The sequence below is a fragment of the Microbulbifer pacificus genome, assembly GCF_002959965.1.
Classification (GTDB): Bacteria; Pseudomonadota; Gammaproteobacteria; order Pseudomonadales; family Cellvibrionaceae; genus Microbulbifer; species Microbulbifer pacificus_A.
In genome coordinates, this window is the sequence record NZ_PREV01000026.1 from 2458016 (window position 1) to 2472221 (window position 14206).

The window sequence follows — 14206 nt, forward strand, 5'->3', positions numbered from 1 at the left end:
CAGCGGCGCGCCCGCGGGCTGTTGACGCAGAACGGTTACACGGAGAGGTGTCATCGCTTGAGTCATCGCTATTGTTAACGCCGCGCCGGTTGCGTGTTTTTTTGAGCGCAGGGGAAAGCTGCTGTTCGTCGCGGGCGCGTGCCGGTCTTTGCCGGTTCTGATGTCAATTTCCGGTAACGCTACCATTCGATGTAAACGTTTACAACATGTGGCGTGAAAATCTGCATAATTGCGAGGCAACGCGGTGAAACCGGGGTTTGAAAGTCCTTGACAGGTTCCTGCCGGGTGAATAATCCTAGAAATTGTTAGCGGTAACAATGCAGTGAAAAGAATAAAACCGGGCGTATGTATCCGGTCACGAAACTCACAATAACAAGCCGCAGCAGCCGACCCGATGCCACTACCGAATGTTCGTGAAGATCTTTCGTGTACAGCGAGCGGGAGCGCCGGCGGCAAGCGAGATGGGAGCACGTCCGTGTTCGATAAAACACAGTTCAATAAAAACATCTTCAAGAAAAATCGCCTGTCGGAAGTAATCTTTGCCCTGGCGGCCACGGCCTTCAGCGCGCAGCAGGTCTGGGCGCAGGAGGATGGCGCGTCCGGGCAATCCTCCGGCGCCATCGAGGAAGTGGTGGTAAGTGGGGTGCGCTACAACCTGCAAAACGCACAGGACATCAAGCGCGAGGCCGATACCTTTGTCGATTCCATTTCCTCGGAAGACATGGGCTCACTGCCGGATCGCAGTGTGCTGGAAGCCATGCAGCGTATGCCCGGTGTTTCCATCGAGCGCTTCGCCGGTGCTGACGACCCGGACCACTTCGGCGTAGAGGGGTCCGGTGCCGTGATCCGCGGCATGACTGCAACCCGCTCCGAGTTCAATGGGCGCGATTCCTTCACCGCCAACTCCGGGCGCGGTCTGTCCTTCCAGGATGTACCGCCGGAATTGATGGGAGGTGTGGACGTTTACAAAAACCAGTCCGCCGACATGATCGAGGGGGGCATCGGCGGGACCGTCAGCCTGCGCACGCGCAAGCCATTCGATCTGGCGGAACAGACGATTTCCATCTCTGCGGATTACTCTCAGGGCGATCTGGATGAAGACGGAACCCCCAGTCTCTCGGCCCTGTTCAGCGACCGCTGGAGCACCAGCGCCGGTGAATTCGGTGTGCTGTTTAATGTGGCGCACTCGGAGCTGCTCGGCGCTTCCCATGGCATCCAGTCCGACACCTATCTGCAGTACGGCGCCGAAGGCATCGCCGGGGCAGAGGGTTTCGATACCGTGTGGATTCCCAATGCCTCGAACTTCTTCAAGAAAAACGACGAGCGCACCCGCAAGGGCTACGCCGCGGCGTTCCAGTGGGCGGACACCGATGAAACGATACTCGCCACCGCGCAGTTCATGCGTTCTGACTCACGCCTGTCGTGGGCGGAAAATGCGGTGAAATACCAGGGCGACGCCTACGATGCAGAGCGCCGGGTCGGCCCGCTGGCGGGCACCGAGTTTTCGTTTGACGACGACGGGGTGTTCGAGCAGGGCGCGATGGTGACCGAGGCCGGGTGGCGCGGCGGTTATGCGCCGGGCGATGGTCAGTACGGTTCCAAATTCCAGACCGACACACGGGTAAAAGATACCCATACGGTGGTGGACGATTTTGCGCTGAATCTGAAACTGACTCCCAATGACCATTGGGAATACAGTTTCGACCTGCAGTACATCCAGGCGGAAACTCGCGATGACGATCTGCAGATCGCCCTCGGCCAATGGCTGACACAGACCTATGACGCCAGCGGCGATACTCCGAAACTGGTGGTGGAAGACCCCAACCTTCCCTACGACGGCAGCAGTGACCCCAACTGGTTCCGGAACCCGGAAAACTACTGGTGGCGTTCGGCCATGGATCACTACGAGCGCTCCGAGGGTGAATCCATCGCCGGACGTTTTGACGGCACCTATTACTTCAGTGAGGAGCCACTGGGACTGCTGCGCGCGGCAAAATTCGGCGCGCGTCTGGCGGAGCGGGATCAGACCGTGCGCCTCACCTCCTACAACTGGGGCACCATCGGTGCGGAGTGGAATACGCCCTATTACCTCACCGACCCGGAAGTGGCGGGGCAGCCCTATGAGTTTGTCAGCTTCAGCGATTTCCATCGCGGCAATGTGGTGAGTGTGCCCGGTGGTGGCTTCCTGTTCCCCGATGCGGACTACGTCAAAGGGGTGATGAAGGGTTACCGCGATCTGTTTATCTCCCCCTCCGGCGATCCCTGGGAACCCTACCCAACCCGCGACGACATTGTGGCGGAGGGTATTTTCCAGGCGCCGGAAGTGTTCGATACCACCGAGACCAACCGCGCGGCTTATCTGCGCCTGGACTTCGGCTCCGACGACACTGCATTGCGTTTCTCCGGCAATATCGGCCTGCGTTACGTGGAGCTGGAACGGGAGGCCATGGGCTCGGTGCAGTATCCGGATCTGGTGGGTATTCCGTACCCCGAGGGCGCACCGGTGGATCTGGACGATTACGCCGCGGTGTATGCCTGGGGCGAACAGGCGGTGGCCGACGGGCGCTACGCAACCGTCAAGGACGCCATTGCCTACGCGCGCGATGCCAACAACTGGCTGACCCAGGAGGAAAAATCCTTTGGCAACGACGCCTTTACGCTGGAACAGGGCTGGAGCAAATACAGCACCGTGCTGCCGAGTTTCAACCTGAAACTGGAACTGCGCGATGATCTGCTGGCCCGCTTCGCCGTATCCAAAGCGATCGCGCTGCCGGATATGTCGGAAGTGAAAAATCAGGCGGTGATTGGCGCCCGTCAGCTGGGGGTGGTGCGCTTTGCGGCAGATGAACTTCCACCCAACGCGCCGGCGCCGGTGGAGGGTGAAGACAACGGCACCGATATCAAGTCCGTCTCGGAAGTGGACTGGGTGGGCACCGGCGGCAACCCCTATCTGTGGCCGATGGAATCCATCCAGTACGATGCCTCGGTCGAATGGTATTTCGCCCAGGTTGGCTCCTTCACCACGTCGCTGTTCTACAAGGATCTGAGCGATACCTTTATCACCGGCGCCTTTCCGCGTGAATTCGCCAACCCGCTGACCGGGCAGGTGCAGACGGTGGATTTCGAAACCACGGTAAACGGTGGCGACGGATTCATGCAGGGGGTGGAACTCGCTTACCAGCAGTTTTACGACTTCTTGCCAGAACCCTTCGATGGACTTGGCCTGCAGCTGAACTACACCTGGATCGATTCCGGTCTCAGCAACAACGGCATCGGCAGTCGCGCAGAGCCGGCCACCGGTGTGGAGGAAAGTACCGAGCGCTATCCATTGCCGGATATCACGCAGCTGCCATTGCGGGGTGTATCCGAGCACACCTACAACATCGTCGGCATGTATGAAAAGGGGCCCTGGTCCGCACGGCTTGCCTATAACTGGCGCTCGCGTTACCTCCTCACCACCCGCGACGAAATCAGCAAGTACCCGATCTTCAATGACGACGCCGGGTATATGGATGGATCGCTGTTTTATAACTTCGACAACGGCGTAACGGTGGGCCTGCAGGTTTCCAATCTGCTCGATACCCAGACCGAAACCGTGATGCAGCTGGACGACGCCGGCACCGAGGCGGGCCGTTCCTGGTTTATTCAGGACCGCCGTTTTGCCCTGATTGCCCGCGCAAATTTTTAATTTTCCGCACGACGTCCTTTAACGACATTGTTGTGCTTTCTCGTCGGCGCACTGTGCGAGCAGTGCGCTCTTTTTTTGTTTGAATGCGGAAAGTTCAGCAGGTAAGTTTGAATCTGTTGTATCTGGCAGAGCGGGTTGACGATGAACAATAACAATATCCGTAAAATCGTGATCGTCGGCGGTGGAACGGCCGGTTGGATGGCCGCGGCGGCGCTGTCCAGAGTGCTGAAAAACCGCTTCTGCGATATCGAGCTGGTGGAATCGGAAAGTATCGGCACCGTTGGTGTCGGTGAGGCCACCATTCCGCAGATTCAGGTGTTCAACCACATGCTGGGGCTCGACGAAGACGAGTTCCTGCGCAAAACCTGCGGAACCTTCAAACTCGGCATCCAGTTTGTGGACTGGGGCAGGAAGGGGGATTCCTATATCCATGCGTTCGGCGAGGTGGGCAAGGATATGGATGGTATCCCGTTTTACCACTACTGGCTGAAAGACCACCTGCGCGGCGGCAGCCGCGACATCGGCGAATACACCCTCACCGCACTGGCGGCATTGCAGGGGCGCTTTATGCGGTCGGTTAATGCCGGCAACTCACCGCTCTCCAACATCACCTACGCTTTTCATTTTGACGCCGGACTCTATGCGCGTTTTTTGCGGGAGTACGCCCAACAGCGCGGGGTGATTCGAACAGAAGGCGTGGTGGTGAAGGCGGCGCTGGAGCCGGACCGTGGCTTTATCGAATCCATAAGGCTTGAAGATGGCCGGGTAATCGAGGGCGACCTGTTTATTGACTGCTCAGGATTCCGAGCCCTGCTGATTGGCGAAGCGCTGGGCGTTGGCTACGAAGACTGGCGGCACTGGCTGCCCTGTGACCGCGCCTGGGCGGTGCCCTGTGAGGGGGATGACAACCCCGCGCCCTACACACGTTCCACCGCTCGCGCCGCCGGCTGGCAGTGGCGAATTCCACTGCAACATCGCATTGGCAACGGCCATGTGTTCAGCAGTCAGTTTATGGAGGAGGATGAGGCCCGCGAAATTCTGTTGCGCAACCTCGACGGCGCACCGCTGGCCGATCCGAAACTGCTGCGCTTTACCACCGGCAAGCGCGACAGATTCTGGCACAAAAACTGTGTTGCGCTCGGCCTTGCCAGCGGCTTTATGGAACCGCTGGAGAGCACCAGCATTCATCTGGTGCAATCCGCCGTTGCGAGATTGTTGAGCTTCTTTCCCGACCGCCATTTCGATCCGGTGGATATCGACGAATACAATCGCCAGACGCACTTTGAGATGGATCGTATTCGTGATTTTCTGATCCTTCACTATCGCGCCACAGAACGCGATGACAGCGATTTCTGGGATTATTGCCGCACCATGAAAATCCCTGATTCACTCGCGCAGAAAATCGAGCAGTTTCGTGCTAATGGTCGCATCGTGCGCGCGAGTGGGGAACTGTTCAATGAATTGAGCTGGATGGAAGTGATGTTGGGGCAGGGCATACTGCCACGAGGCTATCACCCACTGGTGGATGCGATGCCGGAGGACAGGTTTGCGGGGCGAATGCACGAGATAAAATCGGTGATCGAGCGCTCGGTGGCAGCGATGCCCAGTCATCGGGACTTTATTGCTGCGCACTGTCGAATGTAGAAGGTGTTCCGGATACCGCGAGTTACGAGAATAAAAAAGCCCGCACCTTGCGATGCGGGAATCTGTTGCGCCGATCAAGAGTGGATGGCTGGGTAGATTTTGTTTACCTGTGAGACATCGGAATTTATTCGCAGCTGCCGATAGCTTCCCAGGGATCTCCAGCCGTCGGGAGATTGTTCTGCGTCCACCATTTGGCCCGATAGATGGTGCCCTGGTAGGTGGCCTGATCGTCGGTCACGTAAATTGCACTGGAATCCCAGGCCGCCGGACAGCTGCTGCCCTCTTCGAACGTCACCACCAGAGTGTGGTTGGCGGAGAGGCTGGCAAAGGTATAGCTGTCGGCAACCGCCTGGGCAACCCCGTCGACCACCACGCTCGCCACGCGGTAACCAGTGTCCGGTACGAAAGTCACGGTGAAGTCGCGATTGCCGCGGGCGGAGATGATGCCGCCGGTACCGGGCGCCGGAGAAATACTGCCGCCACTGCCGGATACACTGGCGGTGATTTCATAGTAAACCGGCGTGTCGATGGTGATATCCGCGAAACTTCCACTGACGCCCTCAAAGTTGCTCGCGTCGAGATCGTTCACATCGGTGTCGAGCAGAATCAGCTGTTTGTTGTCGCCACCAGAAGCGGCAGGCGTCAGTGACAGGACTGCGTTGTCACCGTCCTGTGCCAGTTGCAGCTGGCTGAAGCTGTACTGGAAGGCTCCCATGTTGATCACGGTTTTTGCCGCGTCAAAGCCGTTTACGGTGACGACCATGTTCCAGCCCCAGGTCTGCCAGCCGAGAGAGACGATGTAACCCAAACGGTCGAAGCTGCCGGTCACGTTGTCGAACATATCGCCGTGCAGGTCGCTCAAGGTCAGGCCGGGCAGTTCGATATAGCTGTAGATGCCGCCATCTGCCGCCTGCACGCCGACAAACACGGAACCGTTGCTCTCGTAGGCTTTCAGGTGTTTAAAACCGATACCGGCGCTTCCACGAATTTTGTCGACGGACGGATCGAAATTATTTGCCACCTGTGTGCCGGACCAGGCGATGGTGAATACATCGGATTGGACGATTACCGCGGATACGTCGGCGGTTACCTGCGCCGCGGTGGCGCCATTGATGATCACACTCTGTCCGGAGAATTGCAGCTGTGCGCCGCCGCTCACGTTGCTCACCACCAGCCCGGAAAGCGGGTTCTGTGCCGTCCAGTCGCGCAGGATGATGCGGTCGTCGCCAATGGTGAAATCGGTGAGGGTGGTAGTGGAACCGACCTGTTCATTGAGCAGAATCACGTCGGTGCCGCCACCGGTGATCACCGAGTCGTTGCCCCAGCCCGCGGACAGGGTCTCGTCATAGGAGGAGCCCTGAATGGTCTCACTGGCGGGAGTATCAAACAGCGTATTGAAGCCGCCGAATTTGTGCACATAGGTGGTGATACAGGTACCCAGCTCATCGCAGGTGATCGAGTCACTGGTGAGCAGTGCGCCTGCACCCCAGGCACCGCGCAGGTGTGCTGCCGCAAGCAGGCCGGACATCGTGGCCTGCACCTGAATCGGATCGCCATTTTCATCGGTACCGGGCCAGCTCTTCGCCAGCGCCTGCCCCCAGGTCATGTTGGCGTCTTGCAACAGTTGGGTTATCACGTTGTAGTTAAAGCGCATGGCATCGCGAATGACCAGTTCCTGCTTGGCCGGAATCAGAAGATCCTCAAACGAGTCGATGCCGTTCTTGCCGACGAAGGTTCCCTCCCAGCGGTTGATATCGGTAGACAGCACATAGTTGCCACCGGAGCCGGGAATTTCCGCCAGCGCTTCGGTTTCACAGCCTATCCATGCGCTGTCATCGAGGAAAATATAAAAGCTGTCGTAGTCGGTGCCGTCGACGTTGACGGTTATCGGGCTGTAATAGCCGGAATCGATCAGCAGCGCCTCACCCAGCTGGTAGCCCACAAAGCCCCAGGCGTTGGTGGAGTTGTACTGCATCGCCTTGTACATCTCGGCATCGTAGGGGGTTGCCGGATTGTAAATATCATCGACGCCGAGCTTGGTGAAGAACTGGCTGATGGTGGTTGGCTCGGGAATCATACTGCCGGTGGAGCAGTCGCGTACGATATGGCCGGGCTCGGTAACCTGGGCGTAGGTGTACACCGGGTTGTTCAGATTCTCGAGATAGAAGTCCGCAAGCGCGGGATTAATTCCGGATTCGAAATTGCGCAGGGTGTCGAGAAAATCCTGCATGCCGCCGTTGGCGGACGCACTGATGGAGTGCGCGGACAAGCATAAACCAGCAGCAAGAAGCGCGTATTTGGTTTTCATGGTTAGCCTTATTATTAATTTGGTTTGATGTAGTGTGGGTGACCGTCAACCCGAAGTGGAACGGGTACATCATGGCGGCTTGGCTCAACGGTATGCGTTCAAAATTAAATAGTCAAATAAATTGACTAAAAAATTTTCAATGTACTCTGTGATTTTGAAATAGTGTGTTTGTCGTTTTTCAAAAATGGGGGAAATAGTGCTAAAACAGGGCAAAAGTTGAGGGGGTGAGCGTAAGCGGTGCGTCTGGATCAGCTCGACCGCCGGTGGTGGCGGTCGACTGAATAATAAAGAGGTCTCTAACTGAATAAAGAGGTTTCTAGATATCCACCGCTCTCCCCGCGCGTTTGCCATCGGCACTGCGCGCTCGCAGTGCGATAACGGACTCCGGCGCTGTCTGATCCGTCACCATCTGCCAGTTGCGCCCATCGTAATACTCTACGGTGAGACCGGGATAGGGTGTGGCAATGTTCAGCTTTCCTTCCTTCACGTGTGCGCCCGGCAGCGGAATCCGATAGTTCACGCCGCCGAGATCCAGCTTGTAGAGCTCCTTGTTGCCGAGTGCCGCGGAGAAGGAAAGCCAGTCTTCCGCCAACAGCGTCTTGTCGACAAGATTGCTTTCGCGATCAAATTTCTGCTCACGGGGTGGCAGTTCCCACTCTGCTTTGTGCCAGGCGCGTTCCGCCAGGGCCAGCAGCCGTGGGAACACCTTGTACTCCACCATTTCATCGGTGCGCGTGGTCTCACTCCAGAGCTGCCCCTGAATTCCCATTACGGCCGGTGCAAATTCGGCAGATGGCGCCACCCCGGTCCAGGGATGACCATCTGCATCGGGAAACACTTCAGCCATCTGCGGTGTGTTGAGTGGAGAGTAACCGAACACCTTGCGGGTATCGGATGTGCGCGATGCCCAGTAGTAGCCGTTCTCTTTCGGGTCCATCTCGTAGGGCATATCGAAATAGAGATGGTCGGAGTGAGACTGCACTACGCCAAATCCGCGGCTCGCCAAGCGGTGGCTTTTATCGCCGCCGTCGCCGAAGGCTGGTGCCCATGAGTTGATGTAGTTATTGGTGGTGCTGAGATCTTTTTCCGGGTCTTCGATATGTTTGAGGCCGTCATACCAGGCCCCCATGGTCTGGATACCGGCGTCGTTCACGATAGCGCTCACGCGACCGGCAAAATAGTTACCCAGTGCATCGATGGATTCCACCGCGCCATCCGCCACCAGTTTCTGGCACAGGGGAGAACCGGACCAGGGTTGCTGGCGGGCGGATGCGACGACGTCCCCTTTTTCCGGATCGCTACCCGGCGCGTCTTCAAAACTGTCGAAGGCGAGCAGGTTGTACGCCTCGTCACCGCCAAAATGCCAGGTGGTGAGCGGTGCGCCGGCCGCGTCGTGCATCTGCTGTACCTCGCGAATCAGTTTCGCTACAAACTGGTAACTGGAATCGATGCAGGGGTTTACATAACTGTCGTTGTAAAACTGTACTGAAAGGAACTCGGTATCGTCGTCCGGGTCGATCAGGCGGAATTCGCTGGCTTTTTCCGGGGCGGACTCGCGATACTTTTTATACCGTGCTTCCATTGCGACGATGGCGGCGCGTGCATGGGCCGGCGTGTCGAACTCGGGGATGACCTCGATATGCCGCGCGGCGGCAAAGCGGACAATCTCGATATAGTCCTCGATGGTGTAAAAGCCACTGCCGAAGTTGTTACTGTCTGGCCCCGATCCGAGTTGAGGCAGCAGACATTGGGTTTCACTCAGGTCGAAGCAGCGCTTGCCACCGATGTCCGTCAGCTCCGGCAGACCGGGGATTTCCAGGCGCCAGCCTTCATCGTCGGAAAGGTGAAAGTGGAAACGGTTGAGCTTGTAGGCGCTCATCTGTTCCAGCAGTTTCAACACTACGTCCTTGCTGTGAAAATTGCGTCCCACATCGAGAAACATCCCGCGATACTGAAAGCGCGGCGCGTCCTCTACCCTGGCCTGTGCCAGGGTGCGCTTCTCCGCATCGACGAGTGCGAGCAGTGACTGCAATGCATAAAAGGCGCCGGCCTGATCGTAGGCGACCACGCTGGCCCCTTGTGCCTGTGCGTCCAGGCGATAGCTGCCACCCGGCGCATCGGAAAACGTATCCGGTTCAATGGCAACCCGTACCGGATAGGCGGCGTCGCCGCCCGGTGCCAGTTGCAGTTGCTGCAGTCGCTGGTTGAAGGCATCCAGACTGCTCTCTGCCATAACCGTGCTCTCGACACGGATACCATGGCTGAGTTGCAGCGGGGGCTGGGAGTAGGGTGTGGTGGAGAGCGGCTTTGGAATGATGCGCGGCTGCCAGCCGTCGCCTACGGAGGTATGGTTGCCCGCGGCGGTGTGGCTCTGGAAGCGGCTTTCCGCATTCGCCAGCGTGTTGGCGTCGTCGGCGGTGTGTTTCCAGTTCAACGGATCATTGGCGGTGATGGGGAGCACGAAATTATCGAGTTCATTGCTGTCGGCATTTTCGATAACCAGGGCATTCCCGGCGCTGTCCGCAACAAAAAAACGTGGCATAAAATCGGTTTCAAACTGGATGCGTTCCTCGATCAGGATATCCAGTGGCAGGGTCGCCCCCGGGGCCAGACCGGGAAAATGTTTGCTGGGTACCAGCCGGTGCAGATCACCTTTTACATGCTCCAGTGTAAACGCGTCGCTGTTCAGTAGCGCGAGATTGCGGCGGATACTATGGAAATACAGGGCCCAGTCCTGCGCTCCTGCCGTCAGCTCGGTGCCACTGTTGGTCAGGGACATGCGGTAGGTCGAGCATTTTGCCCTGATGCCACCGGCGCGTTTGCACTGTTGCCGCAAGGTGCCGTCTACGCCCTGGAAGTTTTGCAGCACTTCCAGTTTGATGGAAAGATTCCGGGCAATCTGTTCCATGGATGTTTCCTCCCCGGTCAATTCAGGCGAAGGTGTGCCGGTTGCCGATTGGTCGCAACCGGTGAGCAGGGTGGCCATCAGTGTGGCGCCCGCCAGGGTCATATATCGCATGTGTTATTCCGTTTTTATGTTGTTATGCAATCGGGGCGGGATTGAGGTTCAGGCCGGCTCGCTGGTGGCGGAGATTTCCAGGCTCTGGGCCAGCAACTGCGCGGTGGCGCGGGCACTGCAGGCGCGGCTCGAATAGGCGCAGACGTAGGTGGCGAGCTCCGGAAAATTGCCCAGCTCATAATCCGAGCGCAGAGCCACCACGATGACGGCATCGCCAAACTTGTCTACTGCGCGGCGAACGATGTCCGCCTGTGCTGCGCCGTCATAATCCAGGCCGGGCAGCGGGTAGTCCTCGGTCACGATGACCAGCGGCAGGTCGATCCGGCAGCGACTGTCCTGCGCCAGCAGGGTTTCCAGCAACTCGTATCCAACTTCAGTAAAACGACAGCCCCGTGTGTACAGTTCATCCTTGAAAACATCATAGGCGGCCTTCGGCTCATTGGGGCCGATGCCGCGGGTGCCGATCACCAGTTGGTGCATCTGTGGATTGGAGGCGCCAATCAGAGTAAACCCGTCCTGCTTCAGTGGCCAGGACCCGGAGCGATTGCGCAATACTCGAATCGCCTCGCGGGCACACTCTGCGGCGATATGCTGGTGTTCACCACTCTGCAGTGAACCGCGCACAAAGCGCGCGGGATGGGTGAAGGCCTCGCGTTCATATTTGACCGAAAGTACGCGGGTCAAGGCGGCATCAATGATGTCTTCCGCGAGTTCACCGCACTCCACGGCGCGGATGACACCGTGAATGGTTTCGCGCTGTTTATCCTTGTAGCCGCCAAGCTGATTTTCGTAGTGCTCTTCACTGAGCATGACAAGGTCGGCACCGGCTTCCAGTGCCCGCACAGCGGCCTCCGCCGGAGCGTAATTCTTGCGCATGGCCCACATGTTCATGCTGTCGGTAATGATCAGGCCCTTGAATCCCATTTTTTTGCGCAGAATATCCTGCAGGATTTTTTTCGACAGGGTGGCGGGGTTTTGCGGGTCGATTTTCGGGTACAGAATGTGGCCGGTCATGATCAGATCGACACCGGCATCAATCGTGGACTGGAACGGCACAAGGTCGCTGCGGCGCAGCTGATCCCAGGATTTATCCACCGATGGCAGCAGGCGGTGGCTGTCTTCGCCGGTGTCGCCATGCCCGGGAAAATGTTTGGCCGATGACACCACGCCACCACTGTGCAGGCCTTTGACTGCGGCAGCCGCGTGGGCGGCGACTTTTTCCGTCTCTTCGCCAAAGGAGCGCACGCCGATAATCGGGTTATTCGGATTGCTGTTGATATCGGAGCAGGGGCCGAGGATACAGTTGAACCCCAGTGTGCGAATTTCCCGGCCGAGCACCCGGTGCATTTTTTCGGTCAGGGCGAGGCTGTCAGCCGAACCCAATGCCAGATTGCCGGGGCCGGTGGTGGTGTGTTCCACCAGCACGCCCCAGGCGCCCTCCTGATCCACCGCCAGCAGCAGAGGTGCGTCGCAGGCGCGCAGGTGCGCTTCATAATCCAGTTGCGAGGTGAGCTTGTACGCTTCTTCTGGGGTATCTGCGTTGTCATGGGTCAGATAAAAACCACCCACGTGCAACTCTCTGACCAGCGACTTTGCATAGTCCGTATCTTTCCCGGAATAACCAAGCACAAACAGCTGGCCAACCTTTTCCGCCAGCGACATGTGCCGTATCAGTGTGCTGACGTGTTTCAGGGTATCCTGTGGCATTGCTCAATCCTGTTCTACTTCTCGCTAACGTTGTTACTCGATCGTCAGGCGCTCAGGCGCTGGGCGCCGGTGATGAATCCCACCAGATCCCGCGGCGATACATCGTCGATCGCCACATCGGCGATGCTTTCGCCGCGCAGCAGCACCACCGCGCGATGGCAGGTTTCCATGACGTGTTGCATGTTGTGGCTGATCAGCAGCACTGCTACACCCTGGGAACTGATCAGGCGAATCAGATCGTTCACCTGCGCGCTCTGCTCAACACCGAGAGCAGCGGTTGGTTCGTCCATGATCACCACGTCGGCGCCGCTGTTGACCGCGCGCGCGATAGCTACCGCCTGGCGCTGGCCTCCAGACAGCTTCTTGATGGCTTCGCCGAGATCGGGAATGCGCGAGTTCAAGCGCTGCAGGGAGCGGCTTGCGGTGGCCTCCATGGTGTTGTCATCGAGCCAGCCGAAGAAACGCAGCAGCGGATTTTTCGACAGCACTTCACGGTTCAGGAACAGGTTGGCGGTGATATCGAATTCCGGAATGACCGCAAGATCCTGGAACACCGTTTCAATCCCCAGGCCGCGCGCATCCTGGGGGGATGCGATTTTTGCTGTGTGACCGTTGACCCGGATTTCTCCGCTGTCCGGCGGATGAATGCCGGACACACAGCGCACCAGGGTGGATTTGCCGGCGCCGTTATCGCCGAGCAGGGCGACCACTTCACCTTTGTTGATATTGAAACTGACATTTTTCAGTGCCTGGATGCCGCCGAAGCTTTTGGAAATATTCTTGACGGTCAGCGCGGGCTGTTTCAGCAATTCGTTACTCATTTCTGCTGCTCCTTCACACCGATGGCCACGGCGACGATCAGAATCAGTCCGCGAGCAATCATTTGTTCGTTGGTGGAAAATCCGGAGAGGATCAGGCCGTTGTTGATCAGTCCCATCAGCCAGGATCCGATCACTGCACCGAGGATCGATGCGCGCCCGCCGAACAGGCTGGTACCGCCGATGGCAACCGCGGCGATAACGGTGAGCAGATCCGCTTCACCCAGGGTGTAGCGCGCGCCATGCAGGCGCCCCGCATAGAGCAGTCCGGCGAGGGCCGCGGAAGTGGAGGCAATTACCAATGAGGCAATACGGATTTTTACGGTGTTGATCCCCATCGCGCGCGCGCCGCTTTCGTTACCGCCGACGGCCAGAAGATGGCGGCCGTAGCGCAGTTTGCGCAGCACGACGTAGCCGATCAGGGATGCCGCGATGGTCCAGACCAGCAGCACGGAAACCGGACCGAAACTGCCGGAGCCGAAGATAAAATTGAAACTGCTGTCGATGATAGGGACGGATTCCAGATTGGTAATCTGGCGTGAGACACCGGTAATCACACCCATGGTGCCGAGGGTAATCAGCAGGGAGGATACTTTCAGCCACTCGATCAGCAGGCCGTTGATCAGGCCGATGGTCACGCCCACGAGCAGTGCACCGAAGACCGCCACCGGCATGGGCACCAGCTGCATCAGCACCGCTGCCACCAGAGCCGACAGCGCCACCACCGAGCCGATGGACAGGTCAATGTGTCCGCCCGCCAGCGCGAATGTCAGTCCGATGGCCATGATGGTGATCGGAGTGGTCTGGCGAATGATGTTCATGAAATTCGCCAGAGAAAAAAACGAGGACTCGTGCAGTGTCACGGTAAAAAACAGCAACACCAGGAAAAAAACATAGTAGACAAAATATTCCCTGCGAATGAGGGCGCTGGCAGACAGCCAGTTGTTGGACTTCAGCGAAGAGAGCATGCATCGACCCCGGCTAAGTGATAATACGTACGCAGTCGGTTTCCACCTTCCGCA

The 14206-nt window shown here is 58.1% G+C and carries 7 protein-coding genes; 2 read left to right on the forward strand and 5 right to left on the reverse strand.

Translation table 11 applies throughout. The features are described 5' to 3' along the window. Positions 1-475: 475 nt before the first annotated feature. Both C3938_RS10485 and C3938_RS10490 read left to right on the forward strand, forming a co-directional pair. Positions 476-3688, forward strand: a complete 3213-nt coding sequence (locus C3938_RS10485; protein ID WP_233998765.1) for a TonB-dependent receptor — start codon at positions 476-478, stop codon at positions 3686-3688. A gap of 141 nt (positions 3689-3829) precedes the next feature. Continuing rightward, the gene (locus C3938_RS10490; protein ID WP_105103063.1) at positions 3830-5332 is read left to right on the forward strand and encodes a tryptophan halogenase family protein; all 1503 of its coding nucleotides are present in this window, start codon (positions 3830-3832) and stop codon (positions 5330-5332) included. A 124-nt stretch (positions 5333-5456) separates the two neighbouring features. Here C3938_RS10490 and C3938_RS10495 read toward each other — a convergent pair whose 3' ends face one another. The 5 genes from C3938_RS10495 to C3938_RS10515 all read right to left on the reverse strand — a co-directional run bounded on the left by C3938_RS10495 (position 5457) and on the right by C3938_RS10515 (position 14152). Beyond that, positions 5457-7601 carry a carbohydrate-binding protein gene (locus tag C3938_RS10495; protein ID WP_199775532.1) on the reverse strand — a complete coding sequence of 715 codons (2145 nt, stop codon included), beginning with the start codon at positions 7599-7601 and terminating at the stop codon, positions 5457-5459. Between the two features lie 355 nt (positions 7602-7956). Continuing rightward, positions 7957-10659: a family 20 glycosylhydrolase gene (locus tag C3938_RS10500; RefSeq protein WP_105103065.1), complete on the reverse strand. Its 2703-nt coding sequence runs from the start codon at positions 10657-10659 to the stop codon at positions 7957-7959. 48 nt (positions 10660-10707) lie between these two features. Then, the gene (locus tag C3938_RS10505) at positions 10708-12366 is read right to left on the reverse strand and encodes a glycoside hydrolase family 3 protein (RefSeq protein WP_105103066.1); all 1659 of its coding nucleotides are present in this window, start codon (positions 12364-12366) and stop codon (positions 10708-10710) included. 44 nt (positions 12367-12410) lie between these two features. After that, positions 12411-13187, reverse strand: coding sequence for an ATP-binding cassette domain-containing protein (locus C3938_RS10510; RefSeq protein WP_105103067.1), 777 nt, complete (start codon positions 13185-13187; stop codon positions 12411-12413). Next, a complete protein-coding gene (locus C3938_RS10515) occupies positions 13184-14152 on the reverse strand; it encodes an ABC transporter permease (protein WP_105103068.1) in 969 nt (322 codons plus the stop codon). The genes C3938_RS10510 and C3938_RS10515 overlap by 4 nt, the downstream gene beginning before the upstream one ends. Positions 14153-14206: the final 54 nt, after the last annotated feature.